The 23,456-nt window shown below is 43.6% G+C and carries 26 protein-coding genes; 1 reads left to right on the top strand and 25 read right to left on the bottom strand.

The features are described from left to right. Positions 1–3: 3 nt before the first annotated feature. Positions 4–1,059 carry a hypothetical protein gene (locus ACPW7N_RS15010; protein WP_425651915.1) on the bottom strand — a complete coding sequence of 352 codons (1,056 nt, stop codon included), beginning with the start codon at positions 1,057–1,059 and terminating at the stop codon, positions 4–6. A gap of 155 nt (positions 1,060–1,214) precedes the next feature. On the opposite strand from ACPW7N_RS15010, the gene ACPW7N_RS15005 reads away from it, so the two are divergent. Then, on the top strand, positions 1,215–1,727 hold the full coding sequence (locus ACPW7N_RS15005; protein ID WP_425651914.1) for a hypothetical protein: 513 nt from the start codon (positions 1,215–1,217) through the stop codon (positions 1,725–1,727). 1 nt (position 1,728) lies between these two features. Here the strand turns inward: ACPW7N_RS15005 and ACPW7N_RS15000 are convergent, their stop codons facing one another. The 24 genes from ACPW7N_RS15000 to ribD form a co-directional block, all read right to left on the bottom strand. Then, positions 1,729–1,797: a hypothetical protein gene (locus ACPW7N_RS15000; protein ID WP_425651976.1), complete on the bottom strand. Its 69-nt coding sequence runs from the start codon at positions 1,795–1,797 to the stop codon at positions 1,729–1,731. A gap of 7 nt (positions 1,798–1,804) precedes the next feature. Beyond that, on the bottom strand, positions 1,805–2,494 hold the full coding sequence (locus ACPW7N_RS14995) for an ABC transporter ATP-binding protein (protein WP_425651913.1): 690 nt from the start codon (positions 2,492–2,494) through the stop codon (positions 1,805–1,807). 4 nt (positions 2,495–2,498) lie between these two features. Continuing rightward, positions 2,499–3,785 carry an ABC transporter permease family protein gene (locus tag ACPW7N_RS14990; protein WP_425651912.1) on the bottom strand — a complete coding sequence of 429 codons (1,287 nt, stop codon included), beginning with the start codon at positions 3,783–3,785 and terminating at the stop codon, positions 2,499–2,501. Further along, a complete protein-coding gene (locus ACPW7N_RS14985) occupies positions 3,782–4,852 on the bottom strand; it encodes an ABC transporter permease (RefSeq protein ID WP_425651911.1) in 1,071 nt (356 codons plus the stop codon). The genes ACPW7N_RS14990 and ACPW7N_RS14985 overlap by 4 nt, the downstream gene beginning before the upstream one ends. Before the next feature lie 64 nt (positions 4,853–4,916). Next, entirely contained in the window at positions 4,917–5,318 is a 402-nt protein-coding gene (locus ACPW7N_RS14980; RefSeq protein ID WP_425651910.1) for a hypothetical protein, read from the bottom strand. Positions 5,319–5,708: 390 nt separating this feature from the next. After that, complete coding sequence (locus ACPW7N_RS14975) at positions 5,709–5,975, bottom strand: pro-sigmaK processing inhibitor BofA family protein (RefSeq protein WP_425651909.1); 267 nt, start codon at positions 5,973–5,975, stop codon at positions 5,709–5,711. Positions 5,976–5,978: 3 nt separating this feature from the next. Further along, complete coding sequence (locus ACPW7N_RS14970; protein ID WP_425651908.1) at positions 5,979–6,221, bottom strand: DUF2508 family protein; 243 nt, start codon at positions 6,219–6,221, stop codon at positions 5,979–5,981. Between the two features lie 22 nt (positions 6,222–6,243). Continuing rightward, positions 6,244–7,215 carry a CPBP family intramembrane glutamic endopeptidase gene (locus tag ACPW7N_RS14965; RefSeq protein ID WP_425651907.1) on the bottom strand — a complete coding sequence of 324 codons (972 nt, stop codon included), beginning with the start codon at positions 7,213–7,215 and terminating at the stop codon, positions 6,244–6,246. A gap of 127 nt (positions 7,216–7,342) precedes the next feature. Next, on the bottom strand, positions 7,343–7,939 hold the full coding sequence (gene recR, locus ACPW7N_RS14960) for a recombination mediator RecR (RefSeq protein WP_425651906.1): 597 nt from the start codon (positions 7,937–7,939) through the stop codon (positions 7,343–7,345). A 163-nt stretch (positions 7,940–8,102) separates the two neighbouring features. Further along, positions 8,103–8,414, bottom strand: a complete 312-nt coding sequence (locus ACPW7N_RS14955; RefSeq protein WP_425651905.1) for a YbaB/EbfC family nucleoid-associated protein — start codon at positions 8,412–8,414, stop codon at positions 8,103–8,105. Between the two features lie 46 nt (positions 8,415–8,460). After that, positions 8,461–10,167, bottom strand: coding sequence for a DNA polymerase III subunit gamma/tau (dnaX, locus tag ACPW7N_RS14950; RefSeq protein ID WP_425651904.1), 1,707 nt, complete (start codon positions 10,165–10,167; stop codon positions 8,461–8,463). 143 nt (positions 10,168–10,310) lie between these two features. Next, the gene (locus ACPW7N_RS14945) at positions 10,311–11,741 is read right to left on the bottom strand and encodes an ATP-binding protein (protein WP_425651903.1); all 1,431 of its coding nucleotides are present in this window, start codon (positions 11,739–11,741) and stop codon (positions 10,311–10,313) included. A 190-nt stretch (positions 11,742–11,931) separates the two neighbouring features. Continuing rightward, positions 11,932–12,432 carry a ribonuclease H-like YkuK family protein gene (locus ACPW7N_RS14940; protein ID WP_425651902.1) on the bottom strand — a complete coding sequence of 167 codons (501 nt, stop codon included), beginning with the start codon at positions 12,430–12,432 and terminating at the stop codon, positions 11,932–11,934. 65 nt (positions 12,433–12,497) lie between these two features. Beyond that, positions 12,498–13,274 (bottom strand): ABC transporter ATP-binding protein, encoded by a 777-nt coding sequence (locus ACPW7N_RS14935; protein ID WP_425651901.1) that lies wholly within the window; start codon positions 13,272–13,274, stop codon positions 12,498–12,500. A gap of 45 nt (positions 13,275–13,319) precedes the next feature. Further along, complete coding sequence (locus tag ACPW7N_RS14930) at positions 13,320–14,027, bottom strand: TerC family protein (RefSeq protein ID WP_425651900.1); 708 nt, start codon at positions 14,025–14,027, stop codon at positions 13,320–13,322. 60 nt (positions 14,028–14,087) lie between these two features. Further along, positions 14,088–14,807 carry a response regulator gene (locus tag ACPW7N_RS14925; protein WP_425651899.1) on the bottom strand — a complete coding sequence of 240 codons (720 nt, stop codon included), beginning with the start codon at positions 14,805–14,807 and terminating at the stop codon, positions 14,088–14,090. Next, positions 14,797–16,410 carry an ATP-binding protein gene (locus tag ACPW7N_RS14920; protein WP_425651898.1) on the bottom strand — a complete coding sequence of 538 codons (1,614 nt, stop codon included), beginning with the start codon at positions 16,408–16,410 and terminating at the stop codon, positions 14,797–14,799. The genes ACPW7N_RS14925 and ACPW7N_RS14920 overlap by 11 nt, the downstream gene beginning before the upstream one ends. A 151-nt stretch (positions 16,411–16,561) precedes the next feature. Beyond that, positions 16,562–18,088 carry a tripartite tricarboxylate transporter permease gene (locus ACPW7N_RS14915; protein WP_425651897.1) on the bottom strand — a complete coding sequence of 509 codons (1,527 nt, stop codon included), beginning with the start codon at positions 18,086–18,088 and terminating at the stop codon, positions 16,562–16,564. 16 nt (positions 18,089–18,104) lie between these two features. Next, positions 18,105–18,560: a tripartite tricarboxylate transporter TctB family protein gene (locus ACPW7N_RS14910; protein ID WP_425651896.1), complete on the bottom strand. Its 456-nt coding sequence runs from the start codon at positions 18,558–18,560 to the stop codon at positions 18,105–18,107. A 75-nt stretch (positions 18,561–18,635) separates the two neighbouring features. Continuing rightward, positions 18,636–19,667 (bottom strand): Bug family tripartite tricarboxylate transporter substrate binding protein, encoded by a 1,032-nt coding sequence (locus ACPW7N_RS14905; protein WP_425651895.1) that lies wholly within the window; start codon positions 19,665–19,667, stop codon positions 18,636–18,638. Between the two features lie 191 nt (positions 19,668–19,858). Next, positions 19,859–20,326, bottom strand: a complete 468-nt coding sequence (gene ribH / locus ACPW7N_RS14900) for a 6,7-dimethyl-8-ribityllumazine synthase (protein WP_425651894.1) — start codon at positions 20,324–20,326, stop codon at positions 19,859–19,861. Positions 20,327–20,334: 8 nt separating this feature from the next. After that, the gene (locus ACPW7N_RS14895; protein WP_425651893.1) at positions 20,335–21,537 is read right to left on the bottom strand and encodes a bifunctional 3,4-dihydroxy-2-butanone-4-phosphate synthase/GTP cyclohydrolase II; all 1,203 of its coding nucleotides are present in this window, start codon (positions 21,535–21,537) and stop codon (positions 20,335–20,337) included. A 44-nt stretch (positions 21,538–21,581) separates the two neighbouring features. Continuing rightward, entirely contained in the window at positions 21,582–22,244 is a 663-nt protein-coding gene (locus tag ACPW7N_RS14890) for a riboflavin synthase (RefSeq protein ID WP_425651892.1), read from the bottom strand. Positions 22,245–22,267: 23 nt separating this feature from the next. Then, the gene (gene ribD, locus ACPW7N_RS14885) at positions 22,268–23,371 is read right to left on the bottom strand and encodes a bifunctional diaminohydroxyphosphoribosylaminopyrimidine deaminase/5-amino-6-(5-phosphoribosylamino)uracil reductase RibD (RefSeq protein ID WP_425651891.1); all 1,104 of its coding nucleotides are present in this window, start codon (positions 23,369–23,371) and stop codon (positions 22,268–22,270) included. Positions 23,372–23,456 lie beyond the last annotated feature (85 nt).

Below are 23,456 nucleotides of genomic sequence, written 5' to 3'. Positions count from 1 at the left end.
CCATTATACCCTATTATAAGCAGTTTCATTCCAAACGTTCGTCTTTTGCCCAAATGTTCGATAGGCCAACCCATAGGTCTCCATTTCTTGCAACGGATAGCAGGAACAAGCATCGAGAATACGGGGTTGTCTCATCTTTTGACCAAACACCTCAAAGCTTATCTCTTTGATCTTGTCGTCCTTGTCCAGAATGACCAGTAGATCCGCCAGTTCCAACGCACTTTGCGGTTTGGTGTAAAATTTCCAGGGCGAGGGTATATCGTTCGGTTTTTGAAAACTGCTCACGGGATACAACTGAACCGTAGAAAAAGGAGCAAATAAAGGAGCAACCCCGCACAACGAATCAGAACCAGTCCATACAGCAATTGTATCGATATTCGTATTTTCCAATAGCTGGCTCACTTCTCTCTGAAGCCACCTGATCTTGTCCTCTGGCTCGACTATCTCATCAACAGACTCTGCGGGAAACCATCCTTGTCCCACTCGCTTGTCCATTCCAAGTGCCAATGAAACGACTTCAAGTCTCGCACCTGAGCCGTCACATTTCCCACCCAAATAGGTAAAAAATCGGGACTTCCAATCAAGGTAAAGCGGGAGGGCAGCCACGACCTCATCCACTTCGATCCGCTTACAGACCAGTGTAATGATTTCCTCGTCGATTAATCTTCTTGTAAGCAAGTTGACCTGCTTGCTAACCCCGTTGCCTCCGAGAACAGCTCGTTGACCGTCAGGAAAGATAAACAGGCGGAGAACCTCGAACTGATCGGCTGTCAGTTTCCTTTGCAACTGATCTGCCAACCCGTACAAAATCTCTTTTCCTTCAAGCAATATAGACATCGGCTCTACTTTTGCCAGCGCCTCTGTCGTAGCAATCCATTTTCTTACCTCGGCCAGTTCCATTCTTTTATCGATAAATAGACCGTGAATGAATGCTTCATTTTCTGCAAGCTGCTGCTTTGTTTGCAAAGAAATCCCTCTTCGTCGCCAGTTCGCCAGAAGATCAGGTGGAACTTCACTGTTCGGGGTACAGTATAAAAGCGTTTGCATGTCATTCTTCATGTGTGTGTCCCTTTCGTCTTTATTCTCACCTATTGTGACCCGGACTGATAGATGACATAACCGCTTTTGAAATTACATGCGTTCAATTGCAATCACAAAAAAATCACCCTGCTATTGAACAGGGTGGTATGATGAAAATAAAAAGGAGGCCTGTCATGCGAGAACAGACCATTTACAACTATCAATTGCTCTATCGTTTTCGTTGGGGACTGCTTGGCTATCTATTTCAGGTAGTTTGTCTGGGAGGTCTTCTTTACGGAGCTACCCTACTCTTTCCTGTCCAGATAAAAGAGTTGTTGTTATCCTTGTCAATTCTTGCCGTTGTACCGGTGTTGCAAATTTTTCTGTTCAGGCTGTACGCTTATTCAGTATCGACAAAGCCCAAGCTGTCACCAGATATGCTCTTTTCTCCTTGGTGGGGGGCGGGAACGGCTTACCCTGCTTCACAAGGATTTTACCGTGCCGCGGAGTGTACCGTTTGTATTGGCAGTCTATCTATCCCTGCCGCTTTGTTCAACTGGTTGCCGCTCTCTTTCGGAATTGATTTCGTCATTGGCGGCATCATTTGTTTACTTCCTCGTTTGGTTGGTCTGGTTCATTCCTTGCGCCATCCCAAGCATTGTCGTGTGAAATACGAAAGCAGAAGTGTATCCTTCCTGTTAACGTAGTCTATTCTGCTAGACACAAGCCTGCCATTTCACCAATCAGATTCGCAAAAAACAGCAAGATCGCTCCAATGACGACATTAAGTGCCAGAAGTCCGACCCATCGTAACGGCTAAACATCTTCCTTCTTTTATTAGATAAGTTTTGTGACATATATCTGCTACTTGTTGATCATGTGTAACGATAATAATTGTTTTGCCTTGTTTGTTTAGATCTTTAAAAATCGACAAAATCTCTTTTTCGGTCTGTTCATCAAGCGATCCCGTCGGCTCATCTGCCAAAATCAGTTCAGCGTCTTGAATTAGTGCTCTAGCTATGGCAACCCGCTGCATTTCTCCACCTGATAACATCTCAATTGACTTATACATTAACTCTTCTATCCCTAATAACAAAAGAGTATGCTCAACCTTTTCCTGAATTTCTTTTTTGGATTTCTTACTGTAGTAAAGAGGCAGTGCCACATTCTGAAAAACATTCTTACTGTCAATCAACGCATAATTTTGCAAAATAAATCCAATGTTTTTTTTTCTGAAATTAGCTAATTCAGAATGGTTCATATTACTTACATTTTGATCATTATACAAATAAGTTCCATTTTCACATTTATCTAATCCCGCAATAATATTCAATAGAGTAGATTTACCAGAACCACTTCTGCCCATAATGGCAATCATGTCACCTGATTTAACCTCTAAATCAATCCCTCTTAGCACTTCAAACGGCTTGGTGCCAACTAAATAAGACTTTTTGAGGCCGTTAATGTTAATCACTTTATCACTCCGTTCGCCGAAGAAACATACTAATTTGAAATCTATTAAATTGAATCATGATCGATATTATTGACATGAGCAGAATGATCAAAATACAAGCTAGAATGATCAATATATAAACCCAGGTGTTTATATTAATAAACAAAATATATAAAGTAATAATGAATACCCCAGGAACACCAACCATTACCAATATTTCGACCATCATATATGTAATAATTTGATATACCGTAGCTCCTGAGATAAGATGAATGCATATATTCTTTAGATTTTCATTTAATTTTGTCACTAATAGTATGGAAATACCGATAATACACACTACTAAAACAGTTAAAATCATAATACTTAACAAATATATGTTCTCCTGAATTGCCGAAAATATTAGATTCAACGGGAGACTGTTGGCTCCAATTATTACTGTATCCGAAAAATCAGATAAAATTTTTACTTTCTCCAGTTTTTTTCTGACCGAAAACTCATTTCCTGTGCTATAAATGCTTCCATTTATGAGCTGAAGATAGTGTTTCTGTTGAAAAGCAATCTCATCTTCATTTGAAAAAGAGCCAATAAAATCTTGAGCTGGCATGAGAATATACCTATCCAGATATAATTCCGGGTTATTGGAGTTATAAACGAGTGTATTTGGTTGAATAAAACCTTTTACAAATAACTTGATATCTTTTTTCAAGTAATTCCCTTCCAGGATATCACCTTTCCCATATATCTTTTTATACTCCGCACCTAATAACACTGGAACCAGATTGGAACCAAGATTCTTGAAGTCATCCTGTGTGAAATTTTCACCTTCTGATACCTGAACTGAAAAACTGTCTATTGCTTGCTGATTCATTTGAATGGCCTTTACCGAGTGGTAGGGGCCTTTCTTATTTATAAAAAATGCTTTAGCCTTTCGTCCATCTTCATATCCAGTATTAAATTTTTCACTATTGCTTTTATTCCCTAGCAGAGCAATGGGTTGATTAAATAAGTAAATATATTTATCTCCCAAGTTAGATTCAAGATTTTTATAAAAATTCTTTAATCTTGGCAAAAACTTTGGATCATTCATGGTTTTCTTCAATTCCTTGGGATCAAGTAAGGTGTCTGAAAGTTGGTAACTAACTAGATTTTTTAATGATCCAACTTTTTCTGATTTTGATTCGACGTGAATAAAATTTATGTACAATACAGTTATGGCAAAAAATAATACGAGAGTAGTAATGGAAATGAGGAAGGCAGTTACCTTTTTTCTCTTCATACTTTCAATAACTTCATCAAAAATCATCTTCATTTATATATATATCCTTTCACTGTCATCTGTTTTACTATGTTTTTTACAGATACTCTAACAGAGATTAATGAAGATAAAAGGATTATTCCATATCCTTTTAAGAGATTTTCAGAATAAGTTATCACCATATCTTGATTTGACATATACGGTACTACTATTAGGTAGCTCATAAAACACACGAGAAAGTAACTCATCAGCGTTATTGCCAGATAAGTAACAACAATTTTTCGACAAGTTTTTCGAACTGTGATTCCAACTAACCAGAGAATCCATATTTCCGAATATTTCTTCCTCATCCAATAAGCAGTAAATAGTATACTGGAACTTATTAGCAAGCAAATTACGATGATAAGGAGCCAGTCTTGAAATAATCCTATATTCACATATCTCTGTGCTCCACTGTCTCCTCGATCAAAAACATGAATATTTAATATATTATCTTTAAAGACCAAAATATTGTTTTTCTTAATTGATTCTCCTTTTTCAATATTCATAACATAAGTATTATCTTGGGAAAAATCCCCATTATCAACAGCGTCTAAATTTAATAATATTGTTGTATCAATTTTGGATTGATACATTGCCCCCATAATTCCAATAATTTCATAATCCTTACCATGAAATTTGTAGTACATTTTACCGTTCTTGTGGATAAAGTTGCCCATATCTATTTTTTGCCCAACAACTGCAAGGTTTTTCCCATTATAAAAATCGTTTTCTTGAAAGAATCTTCCGGATATCATCCCAGGACTGTAAGTATCCTTTTTATAATATATTGCTAATACATTAGTTTCAGTAGTTTCAAGCTCTTTAAAGATTGTGTACTTTTGTTGAGTATCAAGTAGTCTCCAATCTAGTGGCCCTTTATCCTCAGCTTTCTTAAAAAATAAACTGTTTGCACCATACAGGCCTCTAGTCAATGTGCTTAATTCTATTTGTTTTACATGAAAAAAGCTCGCTGAAACAAGAATGATACTTAATAAAACGTATAAAATAGCAACCCAGAGGCTTCCATCTCTTAGAATATTTTTAAATGTGATTTTACCCATCCTATCTTTACCTTTCATAATAGTGGTGGAACCACCTTAAAAAGGCGATTTCACCACTATTAATTTACGGACTTATTTTCTTTTAATTACCCCAATAAGTCTTGGCTACTAATTCTGTTACTCCCCAATCAGTCTTTGCTGTCGTTTCATCCCAATCCCAAACTCGTCCACTGTCGAGACGAACTTCACCTGTTAAGTACATTACCATCCGTGCGCGGGAGTAATGATACTCACCCTCCCATCCGGTTTCAGCCACCGCACGTTCCGTATCAGAGTCTTCTGGATTACTTTCTGTATAACCATTATGCCAATCTGGATATTCGATTGTTTCTGCTGGTGAAATCACATTTTTTGACGATGCTTTTGTCGTACTCACTTCTTCTCCTTCCGTCCATCCAAGCACTTCCCCAGAAGCAAATACAGTAGTTGAAAAACAACTTAGAATGGCTACTGTTGATAATACCTTAACAACCTTTTCTTTCATTTTCTCTACCTCCTGATTATGGTATTACAAAGAGAACATTCTATGAATATCATTTTTTGTAAAAATATGTAATCTTTGCTCACCTATTATTTACAATATATGGAATATTTGTCAATTTGTTTATATATTTTAACAATTTATAAAATATGAATTATTCGTTAATTTTTATATACCTTATACTTCAGCTTGTTGCCCCTTTCTACAAAAAAAATGGCCTGTCACCGAGAACAGACCATTTACAACAATTTACTCTATCGCTTTTATCGGGGGAGGCTTGGCAAGCTAATCCAAGTAGTTTGTCTGAGAGGACTGCTTTACGCTCTCTATCAGAAAAATAAAAGTAGGTGTATCCTTCCTGTTAACGTAAACCATTCAGCAAGGGTACAAGAATTACATAATAAACATTTTTATACCGATCAACGCCAAAACTCCAGGAATGCGGAGAAAACCTGTGAGAACGGCAGTTACGGGATTGATCGGGATGTGATAGCCAGCCATTTCACCAATCAGATTTGCAAAAAACAGCAAGATCGCTCCAATGACAACATTGAGAGCCAGAAGCCCAACCCACCGTAACGGCTTGGTCATGGACTTGCTAGCTGCTACCAATAACAATACACCGATGACGATAAAGGCAACTATCCATTCAGTCCCCATCACTTAAGCCTCCAATGCCCGCTTCTTCTCATACAAGGCTTTTGCCTGATCCAACAGATACATATACCTTTTCTCTGTCACGTGCAGGTAGTATATCGAATGGTCTACATCCCTTGCCTCAGTGACATCCAGCAACTGTTGTGCAAGCTGCCAATCTCCTCGTGCCTGCTCAATGGCATCCGTCAAAGCTTGCCAGTCCAGTTTGATCACTTTGCGATTCTTGTTTTTGCCAAGCCACTTCATCATCCCGTTTCCCCCCAACGACTATTTACGTAAAATACTGCATGGCACTTGCCAGGTTGTTCAGGCTATGCAAAAGTATCGCTCCCCATATCGACTGGTAGCGATGTCTCACAAATCCCAGTCCCAAGCCAATCACGAACAGCGGTAAAAACAAAGCGATGTCCACATGCATGATGGCAAACCAAAAGCTCGTAGCCACGATCCCGATGATAGCCCCCCACTTGCGCACCAGATATGTTTGAATAACCCCTCGAAACAGGATTTCTTCAGCAATCGGTACAAACACTCCTACGACGGCAATCGAGACGATTCCATTTAACCAGTTCGATGATTTGGCTTGTACAATTCCTTGCTGAATCCCTTGCTCTCGTTCTGATTCCAATGACAAATTGAAGTAATCCGCAATTGGATTGGTCAGATACGCATCCAGTGCAAAAAAGATAAAGCCCATGATAATCAGGATTCCTAACAACATCTGGCCCAAATGATTAGGTCGAGTGAAGCCTATTACGTGCCATCTTCCATGAAACATCAGAATGGCCACTATCAGAATGAACAACTGAATGGAGGCTGTCTCGATGATTCCAGCTACTGACCCTTCCGAAAAGATAGGATAAGAGAAAAAGAAGGCATAACCCGTTAAAAGAATCGTGCTGAAAACCTGGAGCCATGCGATGGTATACAGGAAGTCGGTACCTGTTACACAATCTTCGTACCAAAAATATTGAGTCTCTCTTTGTTCTCGAAAGTAACTGATTACAAACCCGATCAGCCCTGTCCAACAAAATACACCAACTGCCATGATGAAAAGGACCATCCATGTATCAAGATCAGTCTGTGTTGAAACCACCCATTGTCCATCTTCGCCAATCGAGAAACGCAGCATCAGGAGTTCCATCAACAGATTCAGTCCGTAACCAATACAAAGCAATAGTGCCCAACGTCTCGTTCGATGAGACCATGGAGTAACATGGCGCAGTTGAAGTCCTGTATACATCAGTTCACACTCCTATCCTTACTCTATGCCTCGTCCTATAAAAAAATCACAACAAACGGAAATTCCCGACGATTACAAATACGGACCGAGCTCTCCACAATCTGAGTCGGTCCATCTTTTAAAATAATTATAACTCTCTTCTTCCTTCGAGCGCTTTGGTAAGTGTTACTTCATCGGCATATTCCAGATCACCGCCAACTGGCAATCCATGGGCAATGCGTGTTACCTTGATCCCGAACGGCTTAATCAAACGGGAGATGTACATGGCTGTCGCTTCCCCTTCAATATTGGGATTCGTCGCAAGGATGACTTCCTTCACCTGTTCATCAGCCAATCGCTTCAACAAATCGGGGATTCGAATATCCTCTGGACCGATACCGTCCATCGGAGAAATCGCCCCGTGCAACACATGATAGTAGCCTTCAAATTCACGTGTCTTTTCCATTGCTACCACATCTTTGGGCTCCTGAACCACACAGATCAGTGAACCGTCACGACGCTTGTCCCGACAGATATGACACGGGTCCAAATCGGTAATGTTGTTGCAGACGGAGCAATAATGTAGCTGTCGCTTCGCATTAACCAGTGCTTTGGCCAAATCAAGCACATCGTCTTCCTTCATATTCAGTACAAAAAACGCCAGGCGGCCCGCCGTTTTGGGACCAATGCCTGGCAACTTCATAAAGCCTTCAATTAATTTGGATACCGGTTCTGGATAGAACATGATCTCTACTCCTTCTGTACCTTAGCTATCCTTGTGAAAAACGTCTCGACGTTTTTCATAAAAGTTGATATGACCGCTTGCGGTCAACACGTTACAGTCCCCCGACGTTTCAGTCCCCCGACGAGAGGGGATGAGAGGGGAAAATGGTCATGACCGTTTTGTTCTAGAAAAGTCCTGGAATGTTCATGCCGCCTGTGAAACGTCCAAGCTCTTTTCCTGCCAATTCATCTGCATTGCGCAATGCGTCGTTTACGGCAGTGAGTACGAGGTCTTGCAGCATTTCCACGTCTTCTGGATCAACTACTTCAGGCTTGATAACGATATCAACTACTTGCTTGTGGCCGTTCGCTTTTACAAGAACCGCTCCGCCGCCTGCAGTGCCTTCTACAAATTTATCTTTTAATTGCTCTTGTGCTTTTTGCATATCTTCTTGCATTTTCTTCACTTGTTTCATCATCTGTTGCATGTTTTTCATGGGTATTCCTCCTTAGGATTGGTACTTCGACCGCTTTGTTTTGTGATTAATCTTTAATATCAAGCAGTTGTTCACCGACGAGCTTCAGCGCTTCCGCTACAAAAGGGTCTTCCTGCTTTTCTTCCGTATCCACGCCGCTTTGGTCCAACAAACTTTGCCATTGATCCTCCATTACAGAGAGTAACTGCAGGGGCGCACCACTTACGTCCTGAAGGGCTTTTTCCACGATGCCCTTCAATTCAGGCTCCATCGTTTTGTCGCAATGAATCGGGCTTTTGAATACCACAACGACAGAATCCTGATTCACTCCCGCCGGCTGACCATTGACCAACCATGCATAATGCTGGATTCGAACCTTTTTCACTTCCGTCAGTATTTGCCCCCACTGGCTGCGAATTTTCTGTGTGCGGGCTTCGTCACGGGTGCGAATCACATCACGAACCTTGTTCAGCGGAGTACGTGAACTGCCTGAGCCAGCCGGAACAACAGGTCTTCTTGCTTGTTGCGGAGCTGCTTCCTCCTGTGCAGGTCCCGTAAGCTGGTTGCGTGAAGCTGCCTGAGCGACACGCTCCTCCAGCGCCCGAATGCGATTGACCAGCGTCGCCAGTTCTTGCTGTGGAACTGCTGCATTGGTCGGAGAGCTCTGTTTAGGGGAAGAGTCTATACCCTGCATTTGGTGACACAGCTTCACTAGTGATAGCTCTACCAGAATTCGAGGGTAGGTAGACCACTTCAATTGAGCAAGTGACTGATTTAATGATTCGATAATATCATATAGATTCGATAAAGTATAAAGCTCGGCTACCGTTGAGAATTGATCGTCGACCAATGTTCGCTCAACGATCTCTTGCAGACCAGGAGCCGTCTTGAACAACAGCATATCCCGGTAATAATACATGAAGTCCTGTAAAAAATGTTCAGGATCTTTTCCCTGCGCCATCACCTGCTCCAGTTCCTGCATGACGAGAGCAATGTCTTTCTCGGCAATTTGTTTGGCCATCGTCGAGTAATACGTTTGGGAGACAGAGCCGGTAATTTGCAAAATATCCTGTATTGTTACATGATCTCCACTAAAGCTTAGTGCCTGATCAAGCAAACTGAGCGCATCCCGCATTCCGCCTTCAGCCATCTTGGCAACAAGTTGAAGGGCCTGCGTCTCTACTTGCACATTCTGCTTTTCGCAGATGTCACGAAGCCTGTTTACCATTTCTGAGAGAGCAATCCGATGAAAATCAAAGCGCTGACATCTCGAAATAATGGTAGCCGGAAGCTTGTGAGGCTCTGTCGTGGCTAGAATGAACAGCACATGTGGAGGCGGTTCCTCTAAAGTTTTAAGCAGTGCATTAAATGCCTCCGTAGTCAACATATGCACCTCGTCGATGATGTACACTTTGTACGAAACATCACTTGGCGCAAATTTTACTTTATCTCGAATATCACGGATTTCTTCAACCCCGCGATTGGAAGCTGCGTCGATTTCCAAGACGTCCGTCACTGTGCCCGATGTGATTGCTTTGCACGATGGGCATTCATTACACGGTTCGCCGTCTTGTGGTGATTCACAGTTCACTGCCTTCGACATAATTTTGGCGGCACTTGTCTTACCTGTTCCCCGAGGTCCATTAAACAGATAGGCGTGGGAAAGTCGTCCCTCTCGCAACGCATTTCGTAACGTAGTAGTTACGTGCGCCTGGCCGACAATATCTCCGAAAGTTTGCGGTCTGTATACGCGGTAAAGCGCAGTATAAGCCATCAGTTGCCACTCCCTAATTTATCTGCTTGCTCTATGAATTCTCCAGCTAATCTTATTTATTATACACTATCAGAGCCTGTTCAAAAAGGAGGGCAGCGGGCTGAGAAGAAGAAAAGCGCTCTACCATGAGAAGCGCTTGTTTCCTACATATATGGCAAGAGAATGTGAAAGGTAGTTCCGTATCCTTTGGAGGAAACCCGGATTTGTCCGCCGATATCATGTATGATCTTCTGGCAAACAGATAACCCAAGGCCCGTTCCCTCTTCTTTTGTCGTAAAAAACGGATCAAAAATCTTGTCAATCACATACAGTGGTATACCAGGGCCCGTATCATGTATGTCGATGCTCAATTTGTCACCCTGCTTTTCATAGTGATAGGAGATAGAGAGTCTCCCCTCGTTACCCATCGCTTCAATTCCGTTTTTGCTGATGTTGAGGAACACTTGCTTCAACAGCTCGGTGTCACCAACCACCATCGGAAGGCGTCCGCCTGGTTTATATTTCACTTCGATCCCGTGAAGGAGAGCTTGACTCTCTACAATCGGCAGAATCTCATCAAACACCACATTCAAATCGACCAGTTGATACTGCACATCTCGCTGCTTGCTGAGCAGGAGGAACTCACTGACCAGCGAATTGATCCGGTTAATCTCGGTCAGCATGATCTCGGTATAGCTGCGCTCACGAGACATCTCCTTCTCCGTAAACAACTGGAGAAACATTTGGAGAAACCCTTTGATTGACGTCAACGGATTCCGAATTTCGTGTGCTGTGCCTGCAGCAATCTGCCCGATCATGGCAAGTCGATCACTGCGCTCAATCTTTTGCTCGAAGGATCGGAGGTTTGTCACGTCTTTGAAAATAACGTAGGCACCAACCTTTTGCCCTGATTCATCTTGCAGAGTATTGGAATCTACCAGCAGTTCATAGCGTTGATTGTCATTCGTCCAGGAGGTAGGTTTGTTTTGCACTTTCACGCCTTCCAGTACTTCTCGCTGAATCAGACGGTATTCTTCTGGAATTCCGGCGAATGCCTGATCGACATGCTGATTAATGACTTGAACCCGTTCTACTCCCAGGAGTTTGCAAGCAAGTTGGCTGATTTCAACGATACGTCCTACATCATCTAAAACAACTACTCCAAGGTTAATATCCGTGGTTAGTTGACTGACAAATCGATGCTGTAGGGTAGCATCCAACACTTTAGTCAAATGATACATGTGAACCAGATAAAATGGTTGTTCGGCTTGTTGAATTGACACCATCACCGGGGTCTTCCCTGTAACTCCTTGTTGGGTCCTCCATTCAATGTCTGCGGGCTCCGTTTGTTGCGATTCCAAATAGGTTAAATCTGTGTGAAACTGCTCCATTGTTCCCTGATAAGGAACAACCTGATGAAAGGAATTGCCAACTAATTCTTGTCTGTAGAAACCTGTAACATGAAGTAAAACCTCATTTACTTCCAAAATGGTTCCTGCTCTATCTACAAGAAAGGCCGCATGTTGTAACCGTTGGATAAATTGTGTTACCTTGCAGAACGTTCCATTGAACTGTAAGGAAAATGTCGCATCCACAGTCCTTCCCCTCCCAACGTAAAAAGACGTTCCGTTCCGTGAGACACCCGAAAACCATTATTAGGTAATTCGTCAGTTGAGAGGGAGACCCTGCCATATTACAGGCTGACATACCAGAAAATGTTTCGCTATCAGTCGCCACAATACAACAAAAAACGCTAACCCCAGTGGTTAAGCGTTTTTGCATTGATTATTTTGTAAACTTATCCGCAACGACGGAAGCTCCATAGGAATCCGGCTTTACGAATGCTTCGAAGTTATTCATTTGGGCCAGGTGGATTAATCTTTTGACGAATTTCATCGTCGGCCCATTCTCCCCAATATCGTAGTGGATTCGAATCGGGACAGTGATATGGCATTCATGAAAAAACTCACGCAGCTCCGAAGCCATACTTACCGCATAAGTAGCTTCTGTATAAATTCGCTGTTGCAGAGAGGATATTCGCGGCTCCTGGAATTGTTGATAGTAAAAGGTTCCACCATTTCCTGTATGAATAAAGCAAATGGCAATGACAAATGATGTATTCTTCCTTCTAAGCTGGGAGTCTGCTCCCACAACAATTTCATATTTACCGGGGGCCTTCGTCATGGCACGTGCCAGCTCTTCGAATACTTGTTGTTTGTTCATCAACCCTTTAGAAGGGCTTTTAAATACGTCAAATCCTTCTTTTCGCACTGAGGCCTCACTCATCTGCTTCCCCCCTTTATATTAGTTATATGGGAAAAACGTCTGAAAAAACCTCAGATTGTCAGGATTTACGAAAACTCCATGTTTGCCCAGTATCGATTATTTTGAAAGTGAACGACCATCGGCACACCAAAAAACTCACTCAATACCGATGAAGTAATTGTCTCTTTCGTAGTCCCTGCGTGGAAGACCGATCCCTCCCTCATCAGTAACGTTTGAGAGAAAACAGGAAGGATTTCTTCAATATGATGCGTGACAAAGATCATGGTAGGGGCATCTGGCTTGTGAGCGATTGTCTCTATGGTACGCAGCAAGTGCTCTCGGGCGAACATATCCAGCCCGGAACAAGGCTCATCGAGGATCAGGAGCTTGGGAGAAGCGATCAGTGCCCGGGCAATCAGAATTTTTTGTCTCTCTCCCTGTGACATGGTATTGTATGTGCGGTAACTCAATTTGCCGCAGCCAAGGAACTCCAGTAACTCTTGTACCTCTTCCCGGTCTTTAGCATCCGTACGATCATAAAGACCAATCGAAGCAAACTTTCCACTCAATACAATGTCCAGAGCTGTCTCGTTTCCGTACAATTTTTGCTGCAGGGAAGAGCTTACCCAACCAATCTGTTTGCGTAAATCCCGCAAATCGACCTCACCAAAGGTGTGCCCCAGCACTTGAATACTCCCTCTGGTTGGCCAAAGATACCCGTTAATCATGTTCAATAGCGTCGTTTTACCTGAGCCATTCAAGCCGACCATACACCAGTGTTCATTTTCTTTTACCTGCCACGACACATCTTTCAGGATGCTTTGTTCCCGCTCCCAGGAAATCTGGTTCACATTGATGATCATACGCGAAACCCCTCCCCTTAAGCCACTTTCTTTGTCTCTCTACCTTTATTCAGATACCTCAGTCGCTTCATTTATAACCGAAACGTCATTGCTCTTACTTTGGCGCATGGAAATCAATTTGCCGATTCCTACTACCAGTGCTGCCAGAGAAAGAGGGAGAACAGAATGAAGACCACTCCATACTTCTTCTAAAAATACGCCTGCAATTTTGTCACCCATAATCATTTCCCCTGCTGTGTAACCCAAGAGGGCAGCTCCCAGCGTAACAATAATTGGGAAACGCTGCATTAAACGCATTAATAACTGGCTTCCCCAGATGATTAATGGAATGCTGACAGCCAGACCGATGATAATCAGCACAATATCACCATTAGCCGCTCCAGCTACTGCCACAACATTATCGAGACTCATAACCAGATCGGCAATAATGATTGTCTTGATGGCTTCCTTCAGGCTGGAACCACCGTTAATATCATCACTTTCCTCCTCACCCGACAATAATTTCACAGCGATCCAGAGAAGGAGGACTCCACCGATCAGTTGTACGAACGAGATTTTCAGCAGCCAAACGGCGACAAACGTCAGGATCACCCGCAGACCGATTGCTCCGAAGCTTCCCCAGAACACCGCTTTTTTCTGAAGTTGTGGTTGAAGATTTCTACAAGCCAGCGCAATAACAACAGCATTGTCACCGCTTAAAACCAAGTTAACAAGGATAATTTTAGTAAGCCCAATAAAAAATGCTGTCTCCAACAAAGTTCTTCCATCTCCCCGTATTTTGTTTGGAAGCTTGTCTTTCTCAGAAATTCTATCTTACATTTTCTCTTTTGACAGATAAACCCGCTCCGGTCTTCCCACGGCTCCATAAGAGATATCGGCGGTTGCTTCCCCTTTCGTTACCAGAAACTCCAGGTACCTTCTGGCTGTTGACCTGCTGATCCCCATTTCCTTGGAAATTTTCTCGACAGTAATTCCTGTTGACTCTTGTTTCAGGACTACTTCTACTTTATCAAGAGTCAGTGGATCGATTCCTTTCGGCAAGTAGCATTCTTTTGCACCCTTCCTGCTGTTTACTTGCAAAAGCTGATCAATTTCATCCTGATCGATTTGGTGCCCCTCTTGCTTTAATCGCTTGATACTCCAATAGAAATCCCGATACCGCTCAAGAGTGGCTTCAAATCGAGCAAAAATAACAGGTTTGACGATATAGTCAAAGGCTCCACCACGAATCGCTTCTGTCACCTTTTCTACCTCTTTGCCGGCTGTAATCATGATTACATCACAGGATCGATGCTCTTGCTGTATGAATCGCAACAACTCCAGACCGTTCATATCGGGAAAGTAAATATCCAGCAAGACGAGATCAGGCTGGAGGATCTCCAACTGCTCTTTTACCTGTGTCTGATCGGTTGCAATTCCTACTACCTCAAAACCTCTTACCTTCTCGACAAAACGACGATTGATTTCAGCTATCCGGTGATCATCTTCTACAATCAAAACCGATATTTTACTTGTAACAGCCTCACCCTGCATGTTTCGGGTCACCTTCTTTACCAGCATGTTTAGGAATGACGACAGTGAAAAGAGTTCCCGTACCGAGTGTGTTTCGGGAGAATGTAACATATCCCTGTAATTGTGAAACTGCTTTTTTCAACAGAGCCAGTCCAAATCCTCGATCCAGGCCATTCTTAGTTGAATACCCCAACTCAAATATTTTATCGGCTGCTTCCTCGCGAATCCCTTTCCCATTATCACCTACTTCAATAATCAGATCATCACCTAAATCCGTGAAAAAGATCGTCACGACCTTTTCGAGATGATCGGTTTCCAGGACGGCATCCATGGCATTATCAAGCAGATTTCCAATAATCGTAACCATTGCATTACGGTCCAACCCTTTGGGAACATCCCGCAAGGAACTCTCTCGATCGATAATTAGATTCACCTTTAACTCCTGGGCACGATTAAACTTGCCAATCAACAGCCCGCCTATCATCGGATCAGGGATTTCCTTCATAATAAATTGAATCAAGTTCTGTTGAACATTCGATTCCTGTGTAATAACGTCGAGTGCTTCTTGATAGGATTCCAGTTGAATCAAGCCAGATATCATGTATAACTTGTTGGAGAACTCATGGGTCTGTGCACGTAAGGCTTCTGCGTATTTGCGTACTTGTGTGACCTCTTCTGTCAAGCGATACAGTTCGGATTTGCTTCGGAAACTGGACACCGCTCCGATGATCCGAGATTTATGATCGTAAATAGGCAGGCGGTTCACAACGACAACATTGTCTCCCAGCACCAACTCCTGATCAAATTCAGCTTTTCCCGATTGCGTGACTTCCAGCATACGTGAAGTAGGAATGAAATCAGCGATGGACTTCCCCGTAATATCCGTACCTTCTGCTAGCCCCAAAAGTTTGACAGCCGTTTGGTTGGCCAACGTAATGGTGCCCTTTGTATTAACGGCAATGATTCCTTCCCGAATCGATTCCAGAATGGCAAATTTCTCTTGGTACAAACGGCTGATTTCCGTCGGTTCCAGACCAAAAATTGATCGTTTCACGTTGTAGGCAATCAGAATGGCCCCACTAATCCCCAAGACAAGCATCGCTGTGCCAAACAAAATAAGTCTATGCAGAGAATAGATGGCTTCATTTTCAATGTTCCGGATAAGAAAACCTACCGAAACGATTCCGATTACATTCCCATCATCATCCAAGATTGGTGCTTTTCCTCGCAACGAGCGACCCATGGAACCCTCAGCCTCAGAAATGATCGATTGACCTGCCAAAACAGGATGATTATCTCCGCCAACCATTTCCTTGCCGATTCTTTCAAAAATGGGATGGGAGTATCGAATTCCTTCTCTGTTTCCTACTACAACGAATTCAGCACCTGTTCTCAGCCGTACCTTTTCCGCAATTGGCTGAATAACAGTCCAGGGCTCCCGTTGGCTAAAAGCATTCTTGATTTCAGGAATGGAAGCCACAGTGACAGCTACATTCAATGCGCGCAATCCGATCTGTTCTTTAAGCGCCCGTGCCTGCATGATTTGAGAAATAGCACCGATTGCGACGATCACGATAAACAACAACGAACAGATGAGCAGCATCAGCTTGTATTGCAACTTCATTGATGTCCCACCTCCTTTTCAAAAATGCCGCCAGTACGGGTAAGCTAACTGTAATCAATCATTGCATACGTGTACAGTCCGTAAATCACGATTCGGCTTGCTCAACTCCCAATTGGAATTAAAACAAGCCGTTACGTATCAGCTATTTGGATTAGCCTTCCTCATTAACAATCACTTTTTTCCCTCTCAGCTTCATGATTACAGGTACGGTAATCCACAAAACAGCAATGATCAAAAAGATCAAGGAAACTGGCTTTTCAATAAAGACCATAAAATCACCATTGGAAATGGTAAGCGCCCGACGCATATTATTTTCAATCATTGGACCTAGTACAAGACCTAACACAAGCGGAGCCATTGGGAAGTCATTTTTCGCAAGGAAATAACCGACAACACCACAAGCAATTAAAAGCATTAGATCAAAAGTGGCCATTTGTACTGCATATACTCCAAAGAAGGAAATGGCAATGATCATCGGAATCAGGTATTTTGCTGGAGTCTCAATCAATTTTGCAAAAATTTTCACTAAAGGCAAATTGAGAATAAGCAGCATGAGATTTCCTACAAACATACTTGCAATTAATCCCCAAGCAATGGATGGATGCTCTTCAAATAATAACGGGCCTGGCTGAACGTTATACATAATTAAAGCACCCATCAATACGGCTGTAGTCCCTGTGCCGGGAATACCCAAAGTTAATAGGGGGATCATAGCTCCACCCGAAGCAGCGTTATTTGCTGATTCAGGAGCAGCAACACCTTCAATCGCTCCTTTTCCGAACTTCTCCGGATTTTTACTGATTTTTTTCTCCAATAGATAGGCAAGGAAAGAAGCTAAGGTAGCTCCAGAACCAGGCACAATTCCTTTAAAAAATCCCACCAGTGAACCACGAATGATCGGTCCAACACTGTCTTTTAACTCCTGCTTGCTAGGGAGCAATTTATTGATTTTGGCAATTTCACCATTATTCGTATCTTTTTCAAGAATCGTTTTAAATACTTCTCCAAGAGCAAACAATCCGACTGCTACTGTTAAGAACTCCAGTCCACCATACAATTGTGGCATTTCAAAAGTAAAACGTGTAACGCCAGACACAGCGTCAATTCCAATCGTGGCGAGCAGCAAGCCAAATACAGTCATGATCAACGCCTTGGTAGTAGATTTCCCTGCCAATCCACTAAGCGCACACAACCCAAGAATCATCAAGGAAAATTCATCGGCAGGACTAAGTTTTAGAGCTACTTCTGATAGTGGTCGCGCAAGAAAAACTAACCCTACAAGTGAAACAATCCCTGCGACAAACGATCCGATGGCTGCAATCGATAAAGCAGCTCCAGCTCGTCCTTGCTTTGCCAAAGGATAACCATCCAATACCGTTGCCACCGAAGAGGATTCTCCTGGCGTATTGAGCAAAATCGAAGTTGTTGATCCTCCATACATTGCTCCATAATAAACACCAGCAAGTAAAATGATCGAACTAGTAGCCGCAGCTTCTGGAGGTAATCCCCCTGTAAATGAAGCTGTAACTGGAATCAAAAGTGCTACCCCACTCATCGGTCCAATCCCAGGGAGCACCCCGACAGCCGTACCGATCAAAACACCTACAAAAGCGAATAGTATATTATTCCATTGAAGTGCAACACTGAAACCATCAAGTAAATACCCCATTGTACTCATGCTTGTGACCTCCTCCTTAACTTAGCCAGACCGGCCAGCCGGGTAAGGTTCCTTCTAGAATGTGAACATATACGTAATAAACTCCCCCTGCAAATAATCCCGAGATTATGAAGGTTGAGATCCATTTTCCTTTTTCCATCGTTTGAAAGCCAACCAGCAAGAATAAGAACGTAGAGATGATATAGCCCAAATCCTCTAAAAAAAGTCCATATAGTACAGCAGCGACGAGAATGATGGCAAATCTTTTATAATCCAAGGCATTGCCTTTGTTATTCGCATCTTTATACCGCAATGTTTCTGTGAAAAGTTTGATACTTAACAGGACAAGTAAAGCTCCAAGCCCCATCGGAAAAATATCGGGCCCAACGTTGCTGCCATAGGCAGTTTCGGAAATATTTCGGCTTTCTATGGCAAAAGCTATACCAATGGCCAAAAAAGCTAATGCTGCAAATCGATCAAATGTCTTGCTCACGTTCTGTACCTCCTTTGCTGAGAGTAAATAGAGGAGAAGAGCAGACCCTTCCCCTCCTACTCAGGAGCGAAATAACTATTTCGCCATATTCAATGCGGTCAGCAGTTCTTTTAACAATTTTTCTTGCTCGCCAAGGAAAGATTTGAATTCGTCCCCGCTCTTGAATTCTTTCTCCCAACCATTTGCTTGAAGCTCTTTACCCCATTGATCACTATCGGAGAGAGCTTTCACTTTTTCTGTCCAGTAAGCATTTGCATCTTTTGACATTTCCTTTGGACCGAATACACCACGCCAGATTGTGAAGTCAGCGTCTACCCCTTGTTCTTTCATCGTTGGAATGTCTTTATAATTACCTTGAAGTCTTTCTTTTGCAGAAACGGCCAGCACTTTCACTTTGCCTGCTTTCAGATATTCACCCACACTGGATACGTCCGTAGCGATTACGTCTGCGTTGCCGCCGAGCAATGCAGCAATCGCCTCTCCACCACCATCATAAGACACATACTTCACGGATTTTGGGTCGATTCCGGATTTAAATGCTGGCAGTACCGCAACCAAATGGTCCATGGAACCCGGTGCAGATCCACCTGCAAAAGTAACTTTGGTAGGATCAGCTTTCAAATCATCGATAAGTGCCTTCAGATCAGCGTATTTTGAACCGGATGCTACTACGATTGCTCCGTAATCTTTGGTCAACTGTGCCAATGGAGTCGTATCTTGATAACCGTATGGGCTATTTCCTTCTTTCTTCAAATTATTGATCAGAATCGGTGGAGAACTTACGAAAAGCTTGTAATCATTCTTTTTGTCCTGTGTTGCGTATTCGGCCATGAATACCGCTCCGCCGCCACCCGGTCTATTCTCGACTGTCATGGTTTGCTCAACAATTTTGGATTCTGAAAGAACTTTGGTAAAGGAACGTGCGGTTTTATCCCACCCGCCACCTGCTCCAGATGGTGCAACTACAATGATTGGTTTCTCTGGATATTTACTTGCAGCGCTATCTTTGCCCCCTCCTGCAGGTGCCGTTCCTCCGCCACCACAGGCAGTCAAGCTTACAGCTAACAAACCTGATGCTAATGCAAGAATCCACTTATTCTTTTTCATGAAACTTCCCCCTTTGAAAGCGTTTACTTTCTCTTGAAGGAATCTTATCACCCAATTTTCAGAATTTATAGTTTACGAACATAAGTTGGATAAAGACGATTAGCATAATTAAGTTCATAAAGTTCACAAAATAGACAAAACCACCTGACAAGCTTACTGCCTGCCAGATGGTTCTGATTAGAGGTACATCCTTACTTTGCGAATTGCTTACTTAAAGAAGCCATTTCAATAGCCGCCGTAGCCGCTTCCCAGCCTTTGTTGCCAGCTTTGGTTCCCGCCCGTTCAATTGCCTGCTCGATGCTATCCGTTGTCAAAACACCGAAAATCGTAGGGATGCCTGTCCGCAAAGAAATCGATGCGACACCCTTTGCGCACTCATTGCAGACATAATCAAAATGTGGAGTAGAGCCTCGAATTACCGCTCCAAGCGTAATCACAGCGTCGTATTTTCCTGACTCTGCCATCTTTTGTGCGATCAACGGAATTTCGAATGCACCCGGTACCCAGGCAATTTCGATATCTTCTTCGTTAACCCCGTGCCGTTTCAACGCATCAGTCGCCCCGCCTACCAGTTTGCTTACAATGAACTCATTGAATCGACCAGCAACAATCCCCATTCGCAATCCGGTTCCGACTAAATATCCCTCATATGTTTTCATCGAATACTTCACTCCTTAATCATCTGTAATAGATGTCCCAGTTTTTCGTGTTTCGTGCGTAAATATTGCTGATTGTGACGGTGTGCTGCTATTTCAATCGGAATTCGATCGACTACCTCTAATCCATAGCCTTTGAGTCCTCTCAATTTGCGAGGATTGTTCGTCATTAGCCTGATTTGGCTTACCCCCAAATTTTTAAGGATTTGCGCACCTATCCCGTAATCACGCAAGTCAGCCGGATAGCCCAGTTTTTCATTGGCTTCGACCGTGTCCATTCCTTGTTCTTGCAATTGATAAGCCCGAAGCTTGTTAATCAACCCGATCCCACGCCCCTCTTGGCGCATGTACAACAGAATTCCTCTGCCCTCTTGCTCAATTTGCCTGAGCGCAGCATGTAATTGCGGGCCACAATCGCAACGGTATGATCCAAATACATCTCCTGTTAAACATTCCGAATGTACCCGAACCAGAACAGGCTCACCCGTAGTGATATCTCCCTTGACCAGAGCAACATGTTCCTTGTTGTCCACTTCATTGGTGAAGGCGACGATTCTGAAATCCCCATGCTCGGTTGGCAACTGGACGTCTACTTCTCTTGTAACCAAACTCTCTTTTTGGGTTCGGTACTGGATTAACTGCTCAATGGAAATCAGCTTGAGATCAAAGCGCTGGGCAATTTCAGCTAACTGGGGCAATCGAGCCATCGTCCCATCCTCATTCAAGATTTCACAAATAACTCCCGCCGGAAATCCTCCTGCCAATCGTGCCAGGTCAACTGCTGCCTCCGTGTGACCTGCTCTTCGCAATACCCCGCCTTTTTTGGCAACAAGCGGGAAAATGTGACCGGGTCTTCGAAAGTCAGAAGCTCCTTTCGCCAGGTCAATCATCGCCAGAATCGTGCGTGAACGTTCAAAGGATGAGATACCTGTATGTGTAGATATTTCATCGATTGATTCGGTAAATGCCGTTCCTTGCTTATCCGTGTTATTGGCTACCATTGGTTTGAGCCCTAATGATTCTGCCCGCTCTTCTGAGATTGGCACACACACGAGACCTCTCCCATGCGTAACCATGAAGTTGATCATTTCGGGAGTAGCCGCTTCTGCCATGCAGACAAAATCCCCTTCATTTTCACGATCTTCATCGTCTACAACTATTACTGCTTTCCCATTTCGCAAATCAGCTAGTGCTTCTTCGATTGAATGTAACATCAGCTTCCTCCTGGAGTCTCCGGCCTTTTTGAACTTCCTACCCTTTAGGCAAACCCGTGTTCCTTTAGGTATTCCAGGCCGAGATGCGCTTTGTCCCCTGCCTGCTGTCTGTCATCCGTCTGCCACGTGAGTAACCGTTCAACATATTTCGCTAACATATCGTTCTCAAGATTCACAATATCCCCTGGCTGCTTAATCCGTAAGTTTGTATGCTCAAGGGTGTGCGGGATAATGGAAATCGTAAAATCTTCTTCTGTTACATCGATAATGGTCAGGCTGATTCCATCAATTGTGATCGACCCTTTGGGGACCATGTATTTTAGTTGTTCTCGCAAAGCCGTAATTCGGAAAAGTATCGCATTGCCATACGATTGGCGAGAAAAAATCGTACCAATTCCGTCCACGTGCCCAGATACGATATGCCCGCCAAAGCGATCTCCCAAAGCCATGGCCCGCTCCAGGTTGACAGGTATTCCCGGTCGTACCCGACTCAAACTGGTTTTGCGAAGTGTCTCTGGCATTACATCGACAACAAACGATGTCCCGGTAAACCTTGTAACAGTCAAACAAACGCCGTTAACAGCAATACTGTCCCCGAGACTAACCCCTTCGAGCACCTTCTTGCCCCTTACGGTAAGCTTGACTGCCTGTGACCCTCCTTCGACTCTTTCGATCCAGCCAACTTCCTCGATAATTCCTGTAAACATACCCTTCACTTCCTCTTGCGCAATTACAGCACGTCATTGTCCCAAACAGGGTACCCGGAAACCCGCCAATCCATTTCACTAACCTGCTCAACGGTCACCTTGTTTAACCTGACCGCTTCATTCATCGTTGTATAGCCTTCCCCGCCAAAAGCTGTAGGAGCAAGTGCTCCACCGACTAGCTTCATGGAAAGATAGCTGATTACTTTATTGATCGCCTTTTCTTGAAGAAACGATCCATTTACAGCACTGCCACCTTCTACAAAAAGCGAAGTAATGCCGTTTTCCCCTAATACTTGTAGAACCGCTTGAATCGTTACGGCCTCACTGTCCAGTACAATCACATGTACGTGCCCGGAAGTTAGCGCCGTGATTCGTTCAGGTGAAGCATTTTTTGAAGTAATAATCCATGTAGGAGCTTCACTATTTGTGATTACCCTTGCTGTCATCGGAATACGCAGATGCGTATCAAGGATGACGCGAACCGGTTGTCTTCCTTGCTCGTTTACTCTGGCTGTAAGCGCAGGATTATCCTGAATCACCGTACCTACACCGACCAAAATGGCGTCATGACGGTGTCTCATGAGATGGACTTCTTCTCTCGCCTGTTCCCCGGTAATCCACTTGCTATTCCCGCTTCCCGTTGCAATTTTCCCGTCGAGTGTACTCGCTGTTTTCACTGTGACGAAAGGCTTTCCCGTCGTGATGTAGTGAAAGAATACCTCGTTCAATTCGTGTGCCTCCGCCTCCAGCACGCCTACTCTCACGTCCAGACCCGCCTCCTGCAGCATCTTTACGCCCCGTCCTGCCACCTGCGGATTGGGATCAACTGTTGCCACAACCACCTGGGATATCCCTGCACGGATGATCGCTTCTACGCATGGAGGTGTTCTCCCATGATGACTGCATGGCTCAAGGGTGACATAAATCGTAGCACCTTGCGCCTTTTCTCCAGCCATACGTAAGGCGTGTACTTCTGCATGTGGTTCTCCTGCTTTGAGATGAGCTCCCACTCCAACGATCGCGCCATCTTTTACAACAATTGCTCCTACCATGGGATTGGGGCTAGTTTGACCCGTTGTGCTTTTCGCCAGTTCGATTGCCGTCCTCATAAAGTCTGCATCTCTCAACTATTCGTCCTCCTTTCTTTATGACATGGTGGTTCTTGTATTGAATTGCACCTTCTCTTCAGAAAAAGAAAAATGCCCTAATGTG

Source organism: Brevibacillus nigriterrae, from assembly GCF_049846925.1.
Lineage (GTDB): Bacteria > Bacillota > Bacilli > Brevibacillales > Brevibacillaceae > Brevibacillus_H.
The sequence above is the reverse complement of the archived record's forward strand: the minus strand, read 5'-3'. Positions and strand labels throughout refer to the sequence as shown.